Annotated in this window: 20 protein-coding genes and 1 riboswitch; of the genes, 8 read left to right on the top strand and 12 right to left on the bottom strand. The window is 39.0% G+C overall.

The genetic code is table 11. The features are described from left to right. Positions 1–24 precede the first annotated feature (24 nt). The 7 genes from PX700_RS07240 to PX700_RS07210 all read right to left on the bottom strand — a co-directional run bounded on the left by PX700_RS07240 (position 25) and on the right by PX700_RS07210 (position 7,164). On the bottom strand, positions 25–294 hold the full coding sequence (locus PX700_RS07240; protein ID WP_197240108.1) for a YrhK family protein: 270 nt from the start codon (positions 292–294) through the stop codon (positions 25–27). 152 nt (positions 295–446) lie between these two features. Continuing rightward, positions 447–1,787 carry an SPFH domain-containing protein gene (locus tag PX700_RS07235; RefSeq protein WP_479520339.1) on the bottom strand — a complete coding sequence of 447 codons (1,341 nt, stop codon included), beginning with the start codon at positions 1,785–1,787 and terminating at the stop codon, positions 447–449. Continuing rightward, positions 1,780–2,118 carry a methanolan biosynthesis protein EpsI gene (locus tag PX700_RS07230; protein WP_479520338.1) on the bottom strand — a complete coding sequence of 113 codons (339 nt, stop codon included), beginning with the start codon at positions 2,116–2,118 and terminating at the stop codon, positions 1,780–1,782. Before PX700_RS07230 ends, PX700_RS07235 begins: the two co-directional genes overlap by 8 nt. Positions 2,119–2,543: 425 nt before the next feature. Continuing rightward, entirely contained in the window at positions 2,544–2,954 is a 411-nt protein-coding gene (locus tag PX700_RS07225; protein ID WP_479520337.1) for a hypothetical protein, read from the bottom strand. 473 nt (positions 2,955–3,427) lie between these two features. Beyond that, positions 3,428–4,687 (bottom strand): cation:proton antiporter, encoded by a 1,260-nt coding sequence (locus PX700_RS07220; protein ID WP_479520336.1) that lies wholly within the window; start codon positions 4,685–4,687, stop codon positions 3,428–3,430. Between the two features lie 293 nt (positions 4,688–4,980). Further along, complete coding sequence (locus PX700_RS07215; RefSeq protein ID WP_479520335.1) at positions 4,981–5,397, bottom strand: hypothetical protein; 417 nt, start codon at positions 5,395–5,397, stop codon at positions 4,981–4,983. Between the two features lie 921 nt (positions 5,398–6,318). Continuing rightward, positions 6,319–7,164, bottom strand: a complete 846-nt coding sequence (locus PX700_RS07210; RefSeq protein WP_479520334.1) for a hypothetical protein — start codon at positions 7,162–7,164, stop codon at positions 6,319–6,321. Between the two features lie 329 nt (positions 7,165–7,493). Between PX700_RS07210 and sbcB the strand changes: the two genes are divergently transcribed. Further along, entirely contained in the window at positions 7,494–8,939 is a 1,446-nt protein-coding gene (sbcB, locus tag PX700_RS07205) for an exodeoxyribonuclease I (protein WP_479520333.1), read from the top strand. Between the two features lie 209 nt (positions 8,940–9,148). Here the strand turns inward: sbcB and PX700_RS07200 are convergent, their stop codons facing one another. Next, the gene (locus PX700_RS07200; RefSeq protein ID WP_479520332.1) at positions 9,149–10,030 is read right to left on the bottom strand and encodes an NAD(P)-dependent oxidoreductase; all 882 of its coding nucleotides are present in this window, start codon (positions 10,028–10,030) and stop codon (positions 9,149–9,151) included. Between the two features lie 122 nt (positions 10,031–10,152). On the opposite strand from PX700_RS07200, the gene PX700_RS07195 reads away from it, so the two are divergent. Next, a complete protein-coding gene (locus PX700_RS07195; RefSeq protein ID WP_479520331.1) occupies positions 10,153–10,725 on the top strand; it encodes a glutathione peroxidase in 573 nt (190 codons plus the stop codon). A 104-nt stretch (positions 10,726–10,829) separates the two neighbouring features. Beyond that, the gene (locus PX700_RS07190) at positions 10,830–11,810 is read left to right on the top strand and encodes a 2-hydroxyacid dehydrogenase (protein WP_479520330.1); all 981 of its coding nucleotides are present in this window, start codon (positions 10,830–10,832) and stop codon (positions 11,808–11,810) included. A 95-nt stretch (positions 11,811–11,905) separates the two neighbouring features. Here PX700_RS07190 and PX700_RS07185 read toward each other — a convergent pair whose 3' ends face one another. Continuing rightward, a complete protein-coding gene (locus tag PX700_RS07185; protein WP_272450421.1) occupies positions 11,906–13,228 on the bottom strand; it encodes a sodium-dependent transporter in 1,323 nt (440 codons plus the stop codon). Positions 13,229–13,369: 141 nt separating this feature from the next. Between PX700_RS07185 and PX700_RS07180 the strand changes: the two genes are divergently transcribed. Further along, entirely contained in the window at positions 13,370–14,128 is a 759-nt protein-coding gene (locus PX700_RS07180) for a 4'-phosphopantetheinyl transferase family protein (RefSeq protein WP_479520329.1), read from the top strand. A gap of 88 nt (positions 14,129–14,216) precedes the next feature. Here PX700_RS07180 and lysC read toward each other — a convergent pair whose 3' ends face one another. Together lysC and nhaD are read right to left on the bottom strand one after the other, a co-directional pair. Then, entirely contained in the window at positions 14,217–15,620 is a 1,404-nt protein-coding gene (gene lysC / locus PX700_RS07175; RefSeq protein ID WP_479520328.1) for a lysine-sensitive aspartokinase 3, read from the bottom strand. A 75-nt stretch (positions 15,621–15,695) separates the two neighbouring features. Continuing rightward, a riboswitch (Lysine riboswitch) is annotated at positions 15,696–15,868 on the bottom strand. A gap of 101 nt (positions 15,869–15,969) precedes the next feature. Next, a complete protein-coding gene (nhaD, locus tag PX700_RS07170; protein WP_121955343.1) occupies positions 15,970–17,217 on the bottom strand; it encodes a sodium:proton antiporter NhaD in 1,248 nt (415 codons plus the stop codon). A 222-nt stretch (positions 17,218–17,439) separates the two neighbouring features. Here nhaD and PX700_RS07165 point away from each other — a divergent pair, with 222 nt between their 5' ends. From PX700_RS07165 to PX700_RS07150, 4 genes are all read left to right on the top strand, one after another. Beyond that, positions 17,440–18,711, top strand: a complete 1,272-nt coding sequence (locus PX700_RS07165; RefSeq protein ID WP_479520327.1) for a hypothetical protein — start codon at positions 17,440–17,442, stop codon at positions 18,709–18,711. 3 nt (positions 18,712–18,714) lie between these two features. Beyond that, on the top strand, positions 18,715–19,263 hold the full coding sequence (locus PX700_RS07160) for a condensin complex protein MksE (RefSeq protein WP_415635825.1): 549 nt from the start codon (positions 18,715–18,717) through the stop codon (positions 19,261–19,263). After that, positions 19,260–22,034: an AAA family ATPase gene (locus PX700_RS07155; RefSeq protein ID WP_479520326.1), complete on the top strand. Its 2,775-nt coding sequence runs from the start codon at positions 19,260–19,262 to the stop codon at positions 22,032–22,034. The genes PX700_RS07160 and PX700_RS07155 overlap by 4 nt, the downstream gene beginning before the upstream one ends. A gap of 96 nt (positions 22,035–22,130) precedes the next feature. Further along, positions 22,131–22,682 (top strand): DUF4136 domain-containing protein, encoded by a 552-nt coding sequence (locus PX700_RS07150; RefSeq protein ID WP_415635823.1) that lies wholly within the window; start codon positions 22,131–22,133, stop codon positions 22,680–22,682. 879 nt (positions 22,683–23,561) lie between these two features. Here the strand turns inward: PX700_RS07150 and PX700_RS07145 are convergent. Further along, positions 23,562–23,831, bottom strand: coding sequence for an HU family DNA-binding protein (locus PX700_RS07145; protein ID WP_077538106.1), 270 nt, complete (start codon positions 23,829–23,831; stop codon positions 23,562–23,564). Positions 23,832–23,834 lie beyond the last annotated feature (3 nt).

The following is a 23,834-nucleotide window of genomic DNA, read 5'->3' as shown; positions in this document are numbered from 1 at the left end:
CATGAGTCGTATTTATGGTTTTATTTATGAAGTTTTATTTGAATGAAATACCCGACTAACATGTACTAAGCTGATCAACTTCAAAACAGGTTTTATAAGCAATTGAGCACTGCCCGCTATAAACAACCATGTGCCACTTTCTATTAGTGAGTCATTTAAAAAGAAAAAACTACCAATTAAAAACCACACAGCAATCAAAAAATCGTTAAACGCTCCCAGCGCTTCATATCGTCGCTGAATGGTAATATGCTCTTGCCCTAAATCTAAAATAAACTGCTTACTGTTAGAGTCCATAAATACTGCTCACTCTTTTATTTCATAATTTAAAAAGCCTGTTTTTACAAGCTAAGCCGCGCCATACAATAGCAAAATTTACGCAATAAAAAACGCTGGCCGATGTAAGTCAGCCAACGTTTTTATTATTTGTACAATACTTAACTAATCGTTTATTTTTTCTCTTTTTCTAAACGTTTTTTAAGGCTTAATGCAGCATCAGCGGCTAATAAACGCATAAATTCAGAGCCATTGCTTTGCTCGCCTTGGCTCCCGCCTATTACAATTTCAGGTACTAAACGGCTATTACCTAAGCTCGTAAATAAAGCAGTTTGAATTTTAACTTCTGCTTTTAGCGTTTCATCAAATACATACTTAGGATCAAGTGCAGCAGACTTAGCTCTTAAACGAGCTTCAGCTAAAACATCCATACCTAATGCTTCTAAACGTTGTTGCTTTAAAATCTCTTCTTGCTCTTTTGCAAGCTCCGCTTTTACAGCCACTCGTTGCTGCGCAGAAATAATGGCATTTGCCTTAATTCGTTCAGCATCAATTTGCTCTTTTATTTTTAGCTTTTCAGATTCAGCACGTTGCTTAGCAATTGCTTGTTCACCTAAAGCCACTTCGGTACGTGCTTGTTGCTCTGCTTTTTTAAGGTTTTGACGCGCTAGTGCTTCATCAGCAGCTGCTTGCTTTTGGGCTTCAAGGCGAGCGTTTACTTTGCTCTCATAATCAATATCAATAATACTGGCATCAACTACTGTAATACCGTAAGCGCCTAAAATAGGTGCATTACGTAGTGTATTACCTTCGTCGTCCATTTTAATATTAATCGTTACACGCTGCTGTTTACTTAAATTACCCAAGTCGTCAGATTTATCGCGCTCACCGGTACTAATAATCTGTTCAGTAACAAAAATACCGTTTGTTAATTGATCAGCAAAATCTTGGCTTAATTGACCATTACCACCAGAGTAATGTTGCTCTACCGACATCATACGCGCCGACGCTTTTACATTTTCAGTGGTCGCACGCATTAATAAATTAGATATTAGCGTTTCTTGTGAACCAAACTCTTCGTGTATTTTAAGTAAACCACGTAAAGCACCCGATTCAGCTGCAGGTACATTGCCCGGTAATCTAAAACGAGAAACACCTCTTGCGCCACCCGTTGTAGTGTCTAAAAATCGAATTGGTATTAGCGGTACAATTGCGCTTGCTGTTGCACCAGCATCGCCCGTAAAGTTAATCGAAATTACTTTTTTATAAGCCGATGTAGTACCAAACGCTTTTAAATAAGGGCCGGCTTGATTTATTACGGTTAAGTTACCTGTAAAAGCTGATTGATGTACTAAACGCTCATCTGCTTCATTCCACGAAACAACTTGCGATGTAAGCGTTGCAATTACGGCTAATACAACAACAATTGATGACACAACAATTACATTACGACGACCAAATCGACTCATAAATGAGTCACTTTTCACTGCTGGGACTGCTTTTTCGCTATCCATTTTTATTACTCTCCATGTTTAATTTCTTTTTAACAAAGTAAATAATTTCCTGTTCACTCAAATGTGCACAAAAGCTACCAGAGCGATGTAACTCAACAAATGTTGCAAGGATTTCTTCTTTACCTTTAGCTGTTTTATCTTGGTTTTCTTGTGTTTGATTTTTTTCTGTTAGTTGAGTGATTAGTTCATCCACTATCGTGTCTTTATCAAACAGTACATTGTATTCTTTGGATTTTCTTACCCGACTTTTATGCACATTGCTGTAAATTACGTAAAGCGATATGCATAAAATAATAACCAGTAAACTTAACCCACTAATATAAAAAATCATAAGCTCTACTTAAATTGGTTTGAATATTTAACGAGCAATAACAATTGTAAGTATCAATTAACAAGTGTTAACCCGGTAATTTTACAGTAAAACCGAGTAAAATACAGATTAAAAATAGTGTTTATCAGGTACATATCAACCTGCATAAATTTAAACAATAGAAATTATTGAATATTTATAGGGGATGGCAACAAGTTAACATGCCCTGTATCTATATCCCTGCACGGAATGTTAAATTAAGCCATCATTAACTTTTTTCACCAATAAAAGCTATATATACCAAGTGTAAAGAAGCCTAGTGGTAGAGGTTTTTTTGTAAACAAATGTGTTTTAATACAAATACAAAAACCCCACGTTAAGCTTTACCTAACGTGGGGTTTTGATACTCGCGAATTTTACAGCTAGTTCAAGCTATAAATTTAATATTAAAGAGATAACTCTTTTTTAGCGCGAGTTAAGTTATGCGTTACAAGTGAGTTTTTAGAAATTTGAACCGCTTCATATAAATCAGAAATACCAGCAGTGTCTTTTTGTGATTTTATACGAGCCACACCACGGTTACTTAATGCAAACGATGTAAGTTCACGTACTTTTAAACGAGGACCATGGCTTTGCTTAAGTAAAGCAATTGCTTGAGTACAAATAGCTTCTGCTTCTTCGTAGTTTCTTGCTTCAACATTTAAAGCACAGCTATTAAATGATTTTTCAAATGCGGGTGCTGCTGTTACTGAGTCTTCAATAACCATTAATTTATAGTCACCTTGTTTAGCCATTGCAGCAGCTGAGCAAGTTAATAATGAGCCAAGAGCGATGGTTTTTAAAAGTGTAAATTTCATGATTATATTCCTGTTATGGCAATTGTTTAAACTAGTGATCTTTTTTAGCGTCAAGTAAATAGCTTAATAACAAGGCAAAAATTATGAAATATAGTCGTTCTATATAAGTAACTTTTTAACGCCGTTAGTGAGTTATTTAATTCGCTAAAATAATCATGTTTTAATAAAATTGGTATTTGTTAGTCGTACTTGTTGCCGACAACTGAACTTTAGAGTGTTAGCTCAATTACCACAAACGATAAAAACAAACCTAATAAGTGAATAAATCTAACCTATAGACTTTAGTCTAACACCTTATTTTAAATTCATTAAACTACATACAGTTACAAACAATCTCACACTTTAAAATGCAATATAATAAAATAGTTGATGGCTATTTTATTATATTGCTAAAACCATTCCAGATAATTTACTTGCAGGTAGCAAGGTGCTGTTTACTCCCTCATCACCACCTTGTGTTTAAACAGCGCCGCTTAAATAGGCTTACGAATGCTTTTAGCAACCTTACCAATACTTAAACCTTGAACCAAAATAGAAAACACCACCACAGCATAAGTCAGTGCTAATAAAATATCGCGCTCGTTCCCATCGGGTAATTGCAGTACCAGCGCTACCGAAATACCACCTCGCAAGCCACCCCAGGTTAATACTTTCCACGCGCCCGAAGGTAGCTCAAGCTGTTTACCAAAAGTAGTGGTGGTTATACCAACAACCATAAGACGTGCTAACAACGCAATAATAATAGTTAAACCGGCTGCTATAAATAAGTTACCTGAGTAGGCAATCATCACAACTTCAAGCCCTATTAAAACAAACAAAATAGCATTTAAAATTTCGTCAATCAGTTCCCAAAACAAATCAACATATTGACGCGTTTTATCGCTCATAGCCATACTACGGCCATGATTACCCACCATTAAGCCCATCATTACCATTGCAAGCGGGCCCGACAAATGCCAATGGCTTGCAAGTGCATAACCACCAATAACACCGGCTAGTGTAAGTAGTACTTCTTCTTGGTAACTATCAATACTTTTAAGTAAGTAATATAAAATACCACCTAATACCAAACCAAAAACAATACCGCCACCGGCTTCAACCGCCAGCGTGTGTGCTACATAATACGTTGTAGGAATATCACCACTTGATAAAACACCCAATAAAAGTACAAAAATAACCACGCCAATACCATCGTTAAATAACGACTCTCCTGCTATAACAGTTTCAATACTTTTGGGCGCACCCGCTAATTGTAAAATACCCATAACCGCAATCGGATCAGTTGGCGAAATTAATGCGCCAAACAGTAAACACCAAATAAACGACAAGTTAAACCCAAGTAAAGGCATTACAAAATAAAGCGCGGCAGCAATAATAACGGTCGATAACAGCGTACCCACACAGGCCAAAATACCTATTGGCAATTTATAGCGCCTTAAATCGCTAATATTTACATGCAGCGCCCCAGCAAAAAGCAGCATAGAGAGCATGCCATCGAGCAGTACTTCGGTAAAATCTAACTGATCGAGTAAACTTACTTCGTAATCTATTACTTCATCAAATCCTAAAAAGCCTAAAAATATAGCGCCGATAGACAAAAGCATCGAGATAACCATCACGCCAATGGTGGTTGGTAAACCTATAAAACGATGATTCACATAACTTAGTAACGCAGTAATCGATAAAAATATAGCGCTTATTTCAAGCACCGTTAGGCTGGTTGCAGATACCATGGTTTAGTCTCAGTAAATATGTAGTTGCACCTCGCTCAAGCAAGGCAGAAGAATGTTTTTGTATTTAGTATTATATTAAGTTTTGTACTAAATTTTTTATTAGTGCTTTTTATAGGGCTAATTTTTTGTATAAATAGCGACAACAAGTGTACCTAAAATACTGATGTACCGCATTATTATTTCTTAAATTCAGTTTATATCAAAACAAAACACACAAAAAAGCCCATGCCAGGAATTAACCTAACATGGGCTTTTTTACTCTCGCTATTTTATATCATACTTTTGTAAGCATTTTATAAAGCGCTTATTAAAGATAGGTCTTCTTTAGCGCGAGTTAAGTTGTGCGATACCATTGTACTTGTAGACATTTGGTTTGCTTCGTATAAATCAGCTAGGCCAGCCGTGTCGTTATTCGCTTTTAAACGTGCAACACCACGGTTGCTTAATGCGAATGACGTAAGTTGGCGTACTTTAAATTTAGGGCCATCTGCGTCTTTTAAAAGTGCGATTGCTTTAGTACAAATTTCTTCCGCTTGTGCATAATTTTTTGACTTAACATTCAGTGCGCAGCTATTAAATGATTGCTCAAGTGGCTGTGGCGCTGTTGCAGTTTCAATAACCATTAATTTGTAATCACTTTGCTCAGCCATTGCAGCAGCTGAACATGTAAGTAGTGAGCTAAGAGCGATAGTTTTGATAAAAGTTTTCATGATTATATTCCTGTTATGCCAATTGTTTAAACTAGTGAGCTTTTTTAGCGTCAGGTAAATAGGTAAATAACAAGGCAAAAATTATGAAATATAGTCGTTCTATATAAGTAATTTTTAACGCCGTTAGTGAGTTATTTAATTCGCTAAAATGATCATGTTTTAATAAAATTGGTATTAGTTAAGCCGTGTTTGTCGCCGACAACTAAACTTTAGAGAATTAACACAAAACCGACAAACGATTAAAACAAACCTAACAAGTGAACAAATCTAATCTATAGACTTTAGTCTAATGCAGCTAAATTTTTGATAGCACCGAACCACTTACTAGGTGCATATTTTATATCGTCATTTCATTTTATGTAGCAGGCTTTGTTCTGACTTACTGCCTTTATCTCAGATTAGCCACCATCAAATACATTCAATAATATGTGGTACCAAATAATTGAGCGGCTAACACCTTTTAAATACGCAATAATACTTTTTTACTAGATGTCCTTTTAATAATAAGTCAAGATTCTAGCGCCTCAAAACTATTTGCTAAAACATGCAGGACCATGTCCTCTTGTTAAGTTAGGATTCAATTCTATGAGATGTATGATTATTGGATTTGGCCGAGCAGTCCAAGCAACAAGCAATCACTGGTAAGTAAAAAATCTACAGCGGCATTTGCCCACATCTTTGTTTAACTTAGTTGAGCTAAATTATTTAAAATATAGTATTTATTGAAACAAACCGTGTCCATAGAGAGGTATGAAATATGTTGAATCTCAATTTTTTGATAGAAATTAAGCTTAAATATTTCAGCCAAATTACTGGCTGAACTTATAGTATATATTAGTAAAACCAGCATGTACTTTGAAAATGTACATGCTATATAATTATGTTTTAGTACCAATATAGTGATTAGTATTTAAAAACCAGTTAATGAGTATACCAACACTCCGTTCCAAGGAACTCATTTTGTTGCCCTGTAAGCGGATTGTTAACTCTCACTATAGTATTTATACAACGTTTGGTTCTTCTTAGGCCTCTTTCCCACATGAATTCCCACAATGCATTTGATGCATTTAAGTCATAATCTCTGTTACCTATCCAACTAACATCCTCTCCTTCCTGCTTCCGATATAAATACTCAGTAAATTTAAAATCTAAACTCACAGCATCATAAGATAACCTGATATATGCCTGGACATTACCATGAGGGCTCACAAATTTTATGTATAGTGTTTTATCAAGGTGATTACCAATCGTATCAAAAAGCTTCAGTACGTCTACTAGCTTAGCTTTTGTATCAAACTCTAATATTGTTATGAGTATATTTTGACTAACCCGCTCTTTCGTGGCTTCTGACCATATACCTCTAAGAAATAATTCCGCGTTACCATACCTATTATTTATTAAAAACTCATAGTCGGATAGATCACACTTTCTTATGTCACAATAGTCGTTCTTAACTTCAACATCTATTTTATTTATCTTTAGCTTCTTTTTTTCCTGAACAATAAAGGCACCTTTTTTCTGGACCTCTGTATACGATTCGAATGTGTAATCTACTTTAAAACTCTCGCCGAAAGATTCATGAACCTCAGTTTGCTCAATTATAACACTATCCCTTACTTGTTTAGTCGTAGGACAAAAATCATAATAATATTCAGGTTGATTAGGTCTGTCGCATTCATTTACTGGTGCTCCAATTGCAATGCAAGGAAACAGAAATAAAAAAAATAACACTAGCTTAAAGTTGCTAAAAACTTTTAATTCAAACATAAGTATAACTCCATTAAAAAATATCCTACAAAAAATTTCATATCAACCATTTTTAAATGGCCCACCATTAAATATTAACCACTTTAAAAAAAAATCAAATTTTAAATATGTGTAAATTAAAATTACAACCTTAACACTTCATTATATTATATAAATATTTGCCTAATTACCTTTAGCTAAAACTATCTAACTGAATTTTAATTTAAACACTCAATTTCCGCCAAACCTATAAACTCCCTCGCCCATATGCCATAATCTAAATAATTCATTATTTTAGTAACTTGGCACGTATTTAGGTGTTTTTAAGTTAACTACTCAGGGTTTTCAGCATGGCATATCAAGAGCAAAATCAAGCAACAATCTATTGGCACGACTACGAAACGTGGGGAGCGAGCCCTCAGAAGGATAAGCCGAGCCAATTTGCGGGTATTCGTACCGATCTTGATTTAAATATTATTGGCGAGCCGCTTATTGAATATTGTAAGCCGCAAGCGGATTACTTGCCTCACCCTGAGGCGTGTTTAATTACGGGTATTACGCCACAAGTGGCGATGAAAAAAGGTTTGGTGGAAGCCGAGTTTATAGCAAAAATTCATGCCGAATTTAGTGTGCCAAACACCTGTGTTGCTGGTTATAACAGTATTCGGTTTGATGACGAAGTAAGCCGTTACAGCTTTTACCGTAATTTTTACGACCCCTACGAGCGTGAATACAAAAATAATAATAGCCGCTGGGATATTATTGATTTGGTACGCGCTTGTTACGCGCTGCGCCCTGAAGGCATTGAATGGCCATTAAAAGAAGACGGTAGTCCAAGCTTTAAGCTAGAGCATTTAACGGTAGCTAATGGTATTGAACACGCTGCTGCGCACGATGCGCTAAGCGATGTAACCGCCACTATTGCACTGGCTAAATTAATAAAAGAAAAACAGCCAAAGCTGTATAATTTCTTTTTTGGTTTGCGTGGTAAAAAAGCGCTCGCTGAGTTGGTTGATGTATTTAACATGACGCCGCTGGTGCATACCACGTCGCGTATACCTGCAACGCAAGGCTGTACAAGCTGGGTTGCGCCAATGAGCTTTCATCCGGTAAATAAAAACGCGGTTATTTGTTTTGATTTAACCCAAAGCCCGCAAGTACTTATTGATTTAAATGTTGAAGAGTTACGCAAACGTTTATACACCAAACGCTTAGATTTGGCCGAGGGCGATTTACCCGTTGGCTTAAAACTGGTGCATTTAAACAAGTGCCCTATTTTAGCGCCTGCTAAAACGTTATTGCCTGAAAACGCCGCTCGTTTGGGGATTGACCGCGAACAGTGCTTAGCTAACTTAGCTATTTTAAAAGCCAATACCGACCTTCGCGATAAAGTAACGGAAGTGTTTAACGAGCAAGGCGATTACAGCGCAACTACTAACGTTGACTACTTACTTTACGATGGGTTTACAAGCCATGCCGACAAGGCTAAATTTGCGATTATTCGTGATGCAAAACCAGATGATTTGGCTGGATTAAATTTAGATTTTGAAGATAAAAAGTTTAATACGTTATTGTTTAGATATCGCGCTCGTAACTGGCCTGAAACGCTAAACCAACAAGAGCTTGACCAATGGCGCCAGTATTGCCAAAACAAGTTAATGCACGGTGAAGATCAACCGTCGATTAATGCGCAAGATTTTATGATCACCCTTGAAAACCTAGCGCATGAACATGACGACAGCGAAAAAAACCTGACAATTTTAAAGGCGCTGTATAATTACGCTCAAAGCATGTAATTTGATGTAGACGTACTTATACACGCATACAAAAACGCGACGCTATAGTGATTTAAGCGTCGCGTTTTTTTGTTTGAATTTTTACGGGCTTTGCCCGTCACGCAAGCAAGCTTGGCGTCTACAAAATCTCCATAAATCTATACTTTGGCGGTAGACGTTGAGCTTGCTCACGTGAAAAGCGCAGCTTTTAATTTTTAAAACGTACAACGTTACTTTTTATGCAGCGCTTCAATGCGTGCTAGTAAGCTTGAGGTGTCGTATCTGCCGCCGCCAAGTGCTTGTACGTCGGCGTAGTATTGATCGACCGTTGCGGTCATTGGTAGTGTTGCACCATTGTTTTTAGCTTCATCGAGTGCAATGCCTAAATCTTTACGCATCCAATCTACGGCAAAACCAAACTCATATTCACCCGCCCACATTGTTTTGTAGCGATTTTCCATTTGCCACGAACCGGCTGCACCTTTAGAAATGGTTTCTATAACTTTTTCGCCATCAAGCCCTGCTTGCTTGGCAAAATGTAAGCCTTCAGCTAAACCTTGCACTACACCAGCAATACAAATTTGATTAACCATTTTACAAAGTTGTCCCGAGCCAACGCCGCCTAATAGTTGGCTAAAACGACTAAACGCCGCCATAACTGGCTGCACTTTAGCAAATACGGCTTCACTACCTCCTGCCATAACCGTTAGTACGCCGTTTTCGGCGCCTGCCTGTCCGCCCGATACTGGCGCATCTATAAAGTCGATATTTTGCAGAGCCGCTTTTGCAGCCACTTCGCGTGCTACTTCAGCTGAGGTTGTGGTGTGATCAACCAAAACAGTGTGCGGCAACATGCCTGCTAACACGCCATCGTCGCCATACACTACTGAGCGTAAATCGTCATCGTTACCAACACACATAAATACGATGTCGGCATTGCTGGCAGCTTCGCACGGGGTTGGTGCAAAGCTTCCTGAATGTTCTGCAGTCCACGCTTGTGCTTTAGCTTGTGTGCGGTTATAAACGCATACGCTGTGCCCTGCTTTTGCTAAATGCCCCGCCATTGGGTAACCCATTACGCCTAAACCTATAAATGCGACTTTCATTGACATAAAAATGACCTATTAAACTGATAACTTAGAAACTAGACCTCGATTATGTCAACCGGTCGATAAAAAAGCGAATGAAAGTCTTTATAAAATTTCCTTAAGCGGGAAAGGTAAGTAGGTAACCTATGGACAGTATTTATCAATTTAATGCACCACTTTTTAACAGCGAACATTTTTCTCTTAGCCAGTTACAGGGCAAAACCGTACTTATTGTTAATACAGCGAGTAAGTGTAATTTTTCGGTGCAATTAAACGCACTCGAAAAGCTCTACCAGCAATACAAAGGCCATGGTTTTACTGTACTTGCGTTTCCGTGCAACCAGTTTGGCCAAAATGAGCCGCTTGATAATTTAGCCATTAAAGACTTTTACCAAGAGCAATTTAATACCTCGTTTGAGGTGTTTGGTAAGGTAATGGTAAACGGGCCAGAAACGCACCCGTTGTTTAATTACTTAAAATCGCATACGCGGGGTATTTCGCAAAACCGTGCTATTAAGTGGAATTTCACTAAGTTTTTAATTAACTCACAAGGGCAACTTGTTGCACGTTATGCACCGCGCACTAAACCCGAAACACTTATACAAGTGATAGAAAGCAACTTACTGCAAGCCGCAAAGTTAAGCGCAACTAAAGATGGTAAAAAGGTATCTTCAAAAATACCTTTGTTTACCTCAAGTAAGGCTCCGCTTAAGGCTTAATTTAAATCAATAAAATGCGTACTACTAAAGCACAGGTTTATAAAGTAGTTTAATGTATTAAAGGTTAACTACCCTACAAATACTTAAGCGTCGAGGCTATTACCATGAACATTGCTTTTTTTAGTACTCAAAAGTACGAACTGCCTTTTTTTGAACAAAGTACACGCGATCAGCGCGATATAAAAATAACGTATTTTGAGCAAGCCCTGAGCGAACAAACCGCTATTTTAGCAAACGGGTTTGATGCCATATGCGTATTTGTCAACGACACCGTAAACGCCGCTGTTATTGAGCAACTAGCAAGCCAAGGCATAAATACTATTTTGCTGCGTTGTGCAGGGTTTAATAACGTTGATTTACCTGTAGCAAAAGCACATAACTTAAAGGTATTACGCGTCCCAGCTTACAGCCCTGAAGCCGTAGCCGAGCATTGTATTGCACTTATGCTAACGCTTAGCCGTAAAACTCATAAAGCGTATAACCGCGTACGCGAAGACAACTTTGATTTAAACGGATTACTCGGTTTTAACTTGCACAATAAAACCGTGGGTATTGTGGGCTGCGGTAAAATTGGCCTTGCGCTGTGCAATATTTTAAACGGTTTTGGCGCTAATGTATTAGTGTGCGACCCCTACGCACAACCTGGCAATTATACAATTACCCATATAGACACCTTACTTAGCCAAAGCGATGTGATTTCTTTGCATTGTCCACTTACCGAGCAAACTCATCATTTAATAAATGATGAGGCATTTAGTAAAATGAAAACCGGCGTTATGCTTATTAACACTTCTCGTGGCGCACTGCTTAACAGCAAAGCGTGTATTAATGCGCTTAAAACTAAAAAGCTAGGTTACCTGGGGCTTGACGTTTACGAGCAAGAGTCGGAGCTATTTTTTAAAAACCACAGCGACGAAATAAATCAAGACGATATATTCTCGCGCTTAGTGAGCTTTAAAAATGTTTTAGTAACGGGGCATCAGGGATTTTTTACCCAAGAAGCACTTACCGAAATAGCAAACACAACCCTACTTAACGCGCTGGAAGTAAATGAAGGTAAATCTTTAACTAATGAGGTTTTATAAAGACCTAGGCTTTACCTAAATTTTAGGCACAAAAAAAGCGAAGTACGTTTTAAACTCACTTCGCTTTATTAATCTATTTTAGGGCTTAGATAAAATTAACCAAATGCGACGTTTGCAAATACTAAGGTCATTAATATTGGGCAAACAAAACGAATATACTGAGCAAACCAGTAATGTACGCCGGTTGTTGCTTGGTGTAATTTATTACCACGCTGCCACATCCAACCTACCGTAATAAAGTAAAATAAACCCATAAGCGGTAGTTGGTATTGGGTGAATAGCATAATTACTAAGCCAAATAACCAATCAAAATTTAATATAATTGCGCTTGCACATACAAGTACAACGGCGCTCACTGCCCATGTTGCTTTGGTGCGGCTAACGTTGTGGTTTTCGACTAAAAACGCTACCGGAATTTCAGTGGTCGATATAGTTGACGTAACCGATGCGATAGACATTAATACAAAAAACAATAAACCAACTAATAAGCCAATTTCGCCCATGGTGCTAAATAGCTCAGGTAAAATAGCAAAAATTAGCTGCCCTTCGCCAATCAGTTTACCACCACTAAATACTTCAACACCGTTGTGCTGCGCCACATAAATAGCAGGAATAATAAGTAATCCCGCTAAAAAAGCAACGCCAGTATCAAGTAGTGCAACACCTGCTGTGAGCTTTGGTAAATTAGCATCTGGTTGTAAATACGAGCCGTAAATCATCATACAACCCACACCTAGTGAGAGCGAAAAGAACGCTTGCCCCATTGCCGCAATAATTAAGTTAGGGTCGAGTATTTGGCTAAAATCAGGAATTAAATACGCGGCAAAACCTTCGCTTGCGCCATCAAGTGTTGCAATGTAGGCAATTAAACCAACAAGCAGCACAAGTAGCAGTGGCATTAAACGGCGCGACCAGGTTTCGATTCCCGATTTAACCCCTTTTAAAATAATACTGGCTGTTAAAATAAGCATAAGCGGCGTAAATACAAAATTACGCAGCACTGAGTCGCTATGTAAAAATTCGCTTGCGCCTGAAAACCCAAAAAAGGTTGTTATGGGTTCAATAGCGTACGAAAGCATCCACCCTGCCACTATTGAATAAAAACTTAGCATAACAACTGCGCCCGCAAGGCCTATGTAACCGGCTGCTGCACCTACTTTACGGCTAGTGTTTTGCCATGCATCGCCCAATGCTTTTACAGGATTAGCTTGTGCTTTGTGGCCTAAATAAAGTTCGGTATACAGTGCAGGAAGCGCAAGTAAAAATATAACAATAAAATAAACCAGTAAAAAAGCACCGCCGCCATGGTTGGCCGCTTGCGTAGGAAAACCCCAAATATTACCTAAACCCACTGCTGCGCCAGCAGCGGCTAAAACAAAACCAAGTCGGCTTTGAAACCCATCACGCACTTGTGCCATACATCTACAAATCTGTTATTATTTTGATTATTGTGAATTAAACCATATTTCATGCCAGCTGAGTAATAAAATTGTACCCAGCCTTTATTAGTGGCGTTAACCGCTCACAATATCAGCGACTTTTTTTGCTTTAGGGCTTTTATGACTGAACACTATTTTAAAAACGCCTTGAGTATTACTTCAACTCAATTGGCAAACTTGTCTCTAACGAGTAACAGTATTTTATTATTTAATGCTAAAACACTTGAGCTTAGTGACTTTAATTTGCCTGATTGCTTAAGCCCATTTGAGTTAACCATTATAAAACGCCGTAAAAGCCCTCAAGCTAAGCAAGAGTATTTAGCGACGCGGTTATTGTTAAAACACCTTATTAAAATAATGCAGCCGCAATATGCACGCGTAGCACTTAATAAAATAAGTACAGAATTTGACGAAGCAAGCTCAAAGCTGCAAGTAAATGTAAGTGGTGATGTTATTAATACCTGTATTTCGCACTCGCATGGTTTAGTTGGGGTCGCGCTAAATTTTGATAAAAGTGAGTTTGGTTTTGATATTGAAAAAGTAAGCCTAAAGCGCCCGTTTGAAAAGCTCGCTAAGCATTTTTATCATCAAGATGAAATTTCACTTATTACCGCGCCCACTAATACCCAAGCTCAAGCAGATATGTTTTTTAGAATTTGGACATTAAAAGAGTCACTTGCTAAAGCCACCAGCCGCCCTATTGCAAAACTGCTTAGCCCTAATGTGTTTGACGAATTACATAGTGCAAAGCTAAGTGCTTGCAGTAACCGCGTTACTGTAGCTGAGAGCAGTGACAGCAATGTTTGTTTTGATGTAAGTGTGGTGCATAAAAAAAGCATCGACTGGCGATGCTTTTTATTAACCGACTTTGTTAATTAATTTTGTTAAGTGACTTTATTAAGTAATTTTACTAGTTAACTTTAATAAATCGCTTTCCTGAATAGCCGCTTCTTAATAGTAAAGTTATTTACGCAGCAAAATCGTTTTCTAATAAACGGCTATGAATAGATTGCACTACGTTATCTGACTCAGTTTGCTCTACTAAAAAGCACAGGTTGTGCTTACTTGCACCGTGACAAATTAGTCGAATGTTAAAGTCTTTTAGTACACTCATTAAGTTCATTTCGTGTTGGCGTAATTGAATTTCAGAGCCAATAAGTGCCACCAATGTTAGGTTGTTTTCTACCGATACATGGCAAAATTCTGCAAGCTTATCTAGGCATTCTTGATCAAGCTCTGGACGCGAAGCGTTTTGCGCGTTATCAAGGGTTATAGCTACGCTGATTTCAGATGTGGTTACCAAATCTACCGATATATTGTATTCACTTAATAGTGTAAATACGCGTGCTAAAAAGCCGCTTGCTAGTAGCATTTCTGGGCTTTTAAGCGTAAGCAATATTTGGTTTTTACGTTGCGTTACTGCGCGTATACCTGGTTGCTGCGATTTTTCGCGCTCAATCCATGTACCGCCACGCTCAGGCTCGCGACTAGAACCCACAAATACGTTAATGTGACTACGGCTTGCTGGTAAAATAGTTGCTGGGTGTAATACTTTTGCGCCAAAGGTCGCCATTTCAGCGGCTTCGTCAAAACTTAAGCGTGCAATAGGCGTCGCTTTTGCGCACAAACGCGGGTCGGTGCTAAAAATACCCACTACGTCGGTCCAAATATGCACGCTTTTAGCGTTAATTGCTTCAGCTAATAATGCAGCGCTATAGTCAGAACCACCACGTCCAAGCGTTGTTGTTTGACCGTATTCGTCGCTGCCAACAAAGCCCTGAGTCACAATTACCTGCTCATCTAATAACGGGATTAAATGTTCTTTAGCGGCTTGCGCTGTAGCTGCAACATTGGGCGTTGCTTTGCCAAATTGGCTGTCGGTTTTAAGCACCTTGCGTACATCAAAGCGATCGGCGTTTAAGCCGTTTAAACGAAGTACCTGAGCAAACAAATACGACGATAAACGCTCACCAAAGCTAAGTAGCTCGTCGTGTTGCTGATCGGTTGTTAGTGACTCTTGAGCCAATGTTTGAAATGCTTTTAGGGTTTCGTTAAAGCCAACTGCTAAATCGGCATCTAGCGATAACTCATCTAAAATAGTGTGTTGAATAGCAAGCACACCGTTTATGTGTTCTTGGCGCTCAGCTGAGGTAATACTTGATTTACACAGTGCAACTAAGTGGTTAGTTACGCCGGCGCTAGCGCTCACGGCAACAATACGTACGCTTTTATCTGCAACAATAATTTCGCTACAGCGACTCATCGCTTCAAAATTGGCAACACTGGTTCCGCCAAATTTGGCAACGATGTAATCTGATTTTGCGCTTAACTCTGTTTGAGGCACTGTTTGTGGCGCTGATTGGGTAGTCATTTAGTCTCCTTTCGCGATATCCAAATCGCAATAAAACAAGAAGAACTTGGCAAAGGAATGCTTGAAGATAAGTCCACTGCCAGAAGCTCTCCACCTATATTGGTGACAGTTTTGAGGATTCAGCCCCATAAACCGAAAAACAATGACGACGTACCATTGTTTTCCTCGGCGAGTACTTCCCTCCTTAATGATCATCGGCTTTCGTCGCCTAACATCAAGTACCTAAGTATCGCACCTCTTCTGAATGCTTTATTAACCAATGGCTAATAAAACAAAACCCCACTAAGTAGCGGGGCTTTGAAAGTTATCGTTTAGACGTCTAGCTGTCAAGCATTTAATAATTTATGAGTTAAATAAAACTGCCCATGTAATAAGAGCCCGCATATCCTACGGTGTAACAAATTAATAAATGCAGCGATAAACGCAAGTAGCTCATAAAGGTAAGCGCTTTAACTTTACTCATGGCAATAATGCCCGCAGCCGACCCAATGATCAGCATTGAACCGCCCACGCCCGTTGCATACGTAAACGACAACCAATGTTGTTGGCTCATTACTATATCGGCTTTTAATAATGCAGCAGTAAGCGGTACGTTATCGACCCCTGCTGATAATATGCCCATTAAGTAGTTTGCGTATTCAGGTGCCATTACCGTGTATAGGTCGGTAAATTTACTTAGCATACCAATTTCTTTAAGTGCGCCTACAAGCAAAAGTACGCCTACAAAAAACAATAATGTGTCGTATTCTATATCGCGAACAAAATCGATTATGTCTTTGTTAATGTCTTTTTTGCGCATTAAAAATTGCGCTACTAAAAACATCACTGATAAGCCAAACAAGAAGGTGAGTAAAGGCGGTACGCTGTAAATTACGCTAAGCGTAAGTGTGCTAATTACGGTAGATAAAAATATAACTGCAATGGTAATGTCTGTTTTTTCAATACGGGTTTTACCCGCACCAGCAAACTCAACACGCCCTTTCATACCGATAGACAGTAACGCGGCTAGCAGCATAACGCTTGCCAGTGCTGGCGCTATAAGTAGTAATAAATGAGCTATGGTTACTTTACCATCTAAAAATATCATTAGTGTGGTTACGTCACCGGTTATTAACGATACCCCGCCTGAGTTAACACCAAATACAATAAGCGTGGCGTATTTAATGAGCTTTTTAGGTTCGAGTTTTAACGACATAACAACCGCAAGCGATATAAGCGTGGCTGTTACATTGTCTGAAATCGACGAAAACAAAAATGCAAAACCACCCACCAAAAACATCAGCTTTTTTTCGCTAATACTTTTTGGCATAACACGATGCACAATATTTTCGATAAACCCCTTTGAATTTAAATACGCGACAAAGGTCATTGCAGCCATTAAAAATAGCCATAGCGAGGCAATTTCTAAAATATTTTCATTTAAAAGATGTTGAATCGTATCGGGGCTTTGCCCGTGAAGAGGGTATATAAAAAGAAGAATCCAGCAAAGCGTACCAAAAAACAGCGTGGTTTTAGCTTTATTTACATGGATTATATCTTCTATAACGATCAGTAAAAATGCAATCGCTATCAGGGTTAGAATAATCGAGGAAACCATGGTAGTTAAACAACCTTTGATATAGTTTTAAAAAACACACAAATAACGTTCCATTTCATGTGCCTATTTTCGGCGCGAATTTTAGCACTGCCTCTATGCAAAAACTATTATTAAATGGTCTTAAAAACGAATACTATATACAGACAAGGTTAATTAAAAATACGTAATAATGAGTATGAACACCATACTCAATAATAAAATACTAGGATGTTGTAACCTCTTATGATCCCAGCTAAAAAGCTACTAAACACCTTAACCGAGCATTGGGGTGTGTTAGAGCTATTATTTAAACGTTTTAAAATGGCTGACTTTAGCCTAAAAGACGTACAAAACGCCATTAAACAAAAACAGCCTACTTGGTCAAACGAGCGTATTTATAAAGAAACAAATCGCTTGTTAAACCAAGATATTTTAATTCCACTGGCTAAATCCTCTCAGCTTGAAATAAATCGTGCCATTGCCGACTTTGCTACGTTTTTACTGCAAGAAGAGCATTTAGGTTTAGCGCAAGAAATTAGCGTATTAGTCGACGACCTAGCTCGTTTAGGTAACCGCCTAGATAACGCTGGCGAAATAGAAGACTTTGACGATTTACGCCGCTACAGCCGTATTATGGATGATCGGGTGCGTAAAATAATGAAGCTCTATACGCACAACGAAAACGCCATTTTAAATATTGTTGAGCAAGCTAAATCAAATAATGCGGTGCAATCGCTGCAAAAGCGTTATAAAGCGGTAATAGAAGCGTTTGACGAATACATAGAGCCCATGCTTGAAATGGTTGATATTCGTGGTGAATTTCATGCGTGTTTTATCCTCATTGAAGAGCAAATAAGTAAGCAAATACTGCACATTGAGCGCTCAGGTAAAGCCTACAACGATAAACGCATGTTGGAGCAATTACGTACTCGTATACTCGAAATGCATTTAGTGGGCAGAGAAAGCTTACGTAAAAGTGCCGATATGCTTATGCCCCTGCGCGAGGAGCTACGCCGTAATAACTTAATTACTCGCCAAGCAGCCAAAGTACTTGGGCTTGTTCGTAAAAATGGCGTAGACAATATGCTAAGTGCGGTACAACCAAACTTTGTAAGCGACGCACAGCGATATTCGCTTGGTCAGCAGCGCCATATTGTGGCTTACATGGCAAGCTTGGTTGAATTTGAACACGAAGAATACCAACTGCCAGATCAGCAAGACGTGCCTGCTTTTGTAACGCCTAATATTCCTGACTACAACGATGTTAAAACCAGCTTTGCTAAGCGCTTTAATAAAAAACGCAAAAAGCCACAGCCCTTGCTGCAATTTTTAGACGAAAGCTACCCAGATCTCGATGCCGACGAAATGCTATTTTTGTATCAAAAATTAGTTAGCGACAGCGATATTAAAATAATTCAAAGCGATGAAAAAGCCCGCGTAAAAATTGCCGGTCAGCACTTTTCTTTATATCCATTTAATTCAGAGCCTCAGCCAGATCCAAAGGCAGGTAAATAAACTATGACACACATAAACTTAGACGAGCTAACCCATCTACAAACCATTAATAAAAAATTAGTAGCGGGTTATCACATTTGCGAACAAGACAACGTAATGTGGCAAGAGCTTGACCAACACATAGAAAGCTACAGCGCCTTATTTACAGCCCTAGGCAACGATTTAAAACGTGACAGCCGTGGCTTTTATTATTTTGGTAGCGACGAAAGCACGCCAAATATGGGCAAGATATCTCGCGCTATCGCGCTCACTATTTACATTTTAATTGAACACTACGCCAATACGGGTAAAGACCCAATGCGCGCATTGTTTGACGACGTAAACGATTTAGAGCTTATGCAAACGCTGGTGCAAATTAACAAACACTTGTTTGATCAGCTTGAGATATTTTCGGGATCTGATTTACGCAAAGACGTATACCTGCGCATGGTGCGCTTAGGTTTAGCCCGCGAAGTAGAAGGCGGCTTTATGCTACAAGCGCCAATTCACCGCTATATAGATGCATTAATGGAAGTAAACGAAGAAACCTACATTACAGAGGACGAGGAATGAAAAATCTATACGGACTAAGTAAACTCGCCCTACTTAACACCGCAGGCTATGCAAAATGTGTGATTCCGCTTGATAAAAGCAGCTCTATTTGCGCTCCAAATAACACAGGTAAAAGCTCGGTTATTAACGCTCTGCAGTTTCCGCTTATTAACGATTTACGCTTAACCGAATGGGATGGACACGATTTAGATGAAACCCGTAAGTTTTATTTTTCATCGGATCAGTCGTACATTTTACTAGAAGCTAACTTGCCTCATGGCTCAGTAGTGATTGGCGTTGCCGGGCTTGGTAAAATTGCCGGTTACGCGCATCAGTACTTTTGTTATCAAGGAAAGCTTGATTTAGAGCAGTACACGCAAGGTAAAACCATTATTAAATTTACCAAGCTGTTCAACCATTTAAAAGAGCTTAACTACAATCCTATTGAGCTTAAAGCCCAAGAGCTAAACGCGCTATTGACTGGTGGCGCAACGCCTTTTGACGGCGACATTAACTTAAAAATGATTCCGCTTAATAATGTGCAAGACTCCTCTATTTATAAAGAAATATTCCGCCGTATTCTTAACTTACATAAATTAGGCGCAAGCGACGTAAAACGCTTTATGCTACGTGTATTTGAACGCCATATGTCGAACTCTAAGGTCGACTTTTATGAAGTATGGCGTCGCTCGTTTGATAAAGTAAATCGCTCAAAACGCGAACTAAAAGCCCTTGAATCTATGCAAGAGCCAATAGCCGCGCTTGAATCAATGCTTGAAAACCAAACGGTACTAAAAGGTAAATTAGCCGCATACGCGCCTAAAATTGACCAAGCACTGATTGATTTTGATACCTATCAAGAGTCGCAACTAAACGAGCTGGGCATAGCGCTTGAAGATATAGAGCACGAAAAACACGAGTTTGAGCAAAAGCAAAGCTTATACGTACAGCAGTCGCGCGATATAGAGCGCAGACAAACTCAAATTGAGCAGTGGTTTTTAGATTACGATGCGCTTAAAAGCGAATTTGAGCTGGTAAATAAAGCCACGCTTAAAACCAACCTGACTCAGTTAAAGCAAGATTACGAGTCGCTTTCGCACTCTATAACCAGCGCACAAGGGCAAAGCCTTCACACGCTTGACTATCGCATTAGCGAAACCCAAAAACAAATTAAAAGCCTAAAACTGCAACTTAAAAACCTTGAGTTTAATTTGTTTACTCGTATGCGCGAAGACCTCTCGTTAAAAGAAGTAGAAGAAATATCGCGCATTTTAAACCCAGATATTCTCTCATTTGCGACCACCACTAATGGCGATATAACCATTGATGACGAAGATGCATTTGGGGAATTTTTATCGCTATTGAGTGAAAACGTTAAAGGCGGCGTATTAACGCTACCAGGTGCGAGCATTAAGCTTAAAAAGCTATCCCCAGTGCAAATGCAAAGCGGCGAAAACAAAGAGCAATTAACCGCTCAGCTAAGTGCACTTGAGCATTCACTCAAAGAGTTTAAGCAACAACGCGATGTTGCAGCAAATGTTGCCGACAAGCAAAAAGAAAAAGACGAATTATACGATGAGCTAATGAGCGCAGAGAGCGCGCTAAAACGCTTAGAGCAGTTTGATATAATGCAGCAGTCGGTTGAAGCGCAAGCCATGCTAAAAGAGCAATTATTAGCTGAGCGTGAGCAAGTTGACGACTACCTGCAAGATATTCAAAAAAATAGTGGCTCAATTGCTGACAGACGCTCGTTAATTAAATCTAAACAAGACCAAATCAATCGCCAAACTGAGCGCTTGCGCCAAGTTAAAAGTGAGCGAATTGACCATACCCTTGATTTATACAGCGGTAAAGTAACCCCGTACATGATTGATATTACAGTCGACTTTGATAACTTAAGCGACCTTGTTCATCACTTTAATAAAGACTGCCAAGAGCTGCGTAATTTTGACATAAACGTGCTAAACACCTATTTGCATGTGTACAACGCGGGTATTACTAAATTTGATAACGAAAACGACGAGTTTACTAAATACCAAAAGCTAATAAGCGCGTTTCATAATATTGATAACGAACGCGATGCTGTTGAGCGCCAAGCACGCGTTGCGCTAACCGAAGTGGCTGCAACCATTAAAGGCTTGCGAGAAGATTTAGACCGCCTTCGCCGCGAAATGAACAGCTTTAATAAAGGCATAAGCCAGCACCGTATTTCAAATCTGCAAGCGTTTAAAATTAACGTCATACCGCGCAAAATGCTGGTTGATAGTATAGATACCATTATCAGCACGTCGCATCAGTTTGAGCAAGGCGACACGCTTGATTTACTGAGCCAAGAACCGTACAGCGAAAGCGCAGTAAACGAAGCGAAAGATCACTTAATTAAACTCGCCTCAGATAAAGCGGGTTTAACACTTACTGATTTATTTGATATTCGATTTGAAGTGGTTAACCGTGCAGGTGAAACAGAACACTTTGAAAAAATAGATTCGGCAGGCTCAAACGGCACACGTATTACTATTAAGTTATTATGTGGCATGTTGTTTATTCGTTACTTATTAAGTGACCAAGAACAAAACCTTTACCGTATACCTATATACATAGATGAAGCGGCCGACATTGACCCACAAAATCAAAAAGCAATTATAGAAACCGCCCTAAGTTTTGGGTTTGTGCCTATATTTGCCTCAGTTAAGCCGCAAATAAGTTGTGACTATATTGTGCCAATTCGTTCAGTGAAAGATGGTGCACAAAACTGGGTAGACGAAAAAGATTGGATTGAAGTTGAACATTAGCCCAAGTAATTAGACTAAAATATAGGACGTTAAAATAATACACATTTAAATGATGTGTGTTATTTTAAATTAACGCATTTTATTGGAGCAAACGTAATGAAAAATATACTTATTGTTGCAGCGCTAGCACTTCTTACAGCCTGTACACAAACCCCAGATTGGGATTACGATAAATCAGCTAACTTTAGTAATTTTAAAACATTTGCTTGGGTAGAAAACGCGAGCTTAACTAAAGACACAAATAACTATCAAATTAATGGCCTAATGGAAAAACGTGTTCGTACTGCCGTTAATGCAGAATTGAGCCAAACATTAGGTATGAGTTTAGTTGATGCAGCAAATGCTGATGTACTTGTTAACTATCATGCATCGGTTGATAAAGAACTTGAAATAGACACATTTAGCACAAGTTACCGCCATAATTGGGGTTATTGGGGAAATGGCTTTCAAAAAGATACCACCGCACGTGAATACGAAGTTGGTACACTGATTATTGATATTGTAGACCGTGAATCTAACCAGCTAGTATGGCGCGGCGCAAAAGAAGGTCGATTAAAGAAAAATCAATCGCCAGAACAACGTGAAGCTTCAATTAATAAAACAGTGAGCGAAATTTTAAGTAACTTCCCGCCGCAAAAGCAGCAGTAAGTTTTAGCTCGTTTTTAAAAAGCTCACGTTATGTGGGCTTTTTTGTGGGTGCTTGTTTTTGGGACTTACAGACTTAAGTAATTACGAGCTACGCTCGTCACGTCAGCAAGCTGCACGTCTACAAAAACACCGTGTTAAACTTTACCGGTAGGCGCTAAGCTTGCTTGCGCGAGAAGCGCAGCTTCTAATTACTCACTTTTATAACGCTATATTCAACCTTAAATTACGAGCTTCGCTCGTCACGTCAGCAAGCTGCACGTCTACAAAAAACATCGATTAACCTTTACCTGTAAACGCTAAGCTTTATTTTATCTGTAGGCGCTAAGCTTGCTTGCGCGAGAAGCGGTAGCTTCTAATTACTTTTCTTTATGCGCTTATTTCACTCGAAATTTCGAGCTTCGCTCGTCACGTCAGCAAGCTGCACGTCTACAAAAAACATCGATTAATCTTTACCTGTAAACGCTAAGTTTTATTTGTTCTGTAGGCGCTAAGCTTGCTTGCGCGAGAAGCGATAGCTTCTAATTACTCACTCTTATAACGCTATATTCAACCTTAAATTACGAGCTTCGCTCGTCACGTCAGCAAGCTGCACGTCTACAAAAAACACCGATTAATCTTTACCTGTAAACGCTGAGCTTTATTTTATCGGTAGGCGCTAAGCTTGCTTGCGCGAGAAGCGCAGCTTCTAATTACTCACTCTTATAACGCTATATTCAATCTTAAATTTCGAGCTTCGCTCGTCACGTCAGCAAGCTGCACGTCTACAAAACAAACACTACGCTTGCTTGGGTAATGAGCAAAATCCATAAATTTTATGTTTAATAGTATGTTTAATAACTTCAATCAAGCCCAGCAAACGAGCAAACTAAGTAATACCATTTAAAGAAGATCTTTTAACGCTTTAGCCGGTTTAAAAACAGCTTTGTTTGCGCCTTCTATTTCAATTGCTGCGCCTGTTTGTGGATTACGACCGGTGCGTGCTGGGTAGTAACTAAGTGCAAACGTACCAAAACCATTAATTTGAACCTGATCGCCCTCAGAAAGCGATTTAGTAATGACTTTTTGCAAGCTTGAAAGTGCCGCTTGAGCATCTTTTTTTGTTAATTCACTTTTGTGTGCAATGGCAGCAACGAGTTCTGCTTTATTCATTTT

The organism is Pseudoalteromonas sp. TP27, from assembly GCF_056470645.1.
Note: the sequence above shows the minus strand (reverse complement) of the source record. Positions and strands in the feature narration are given on the sequence as shown.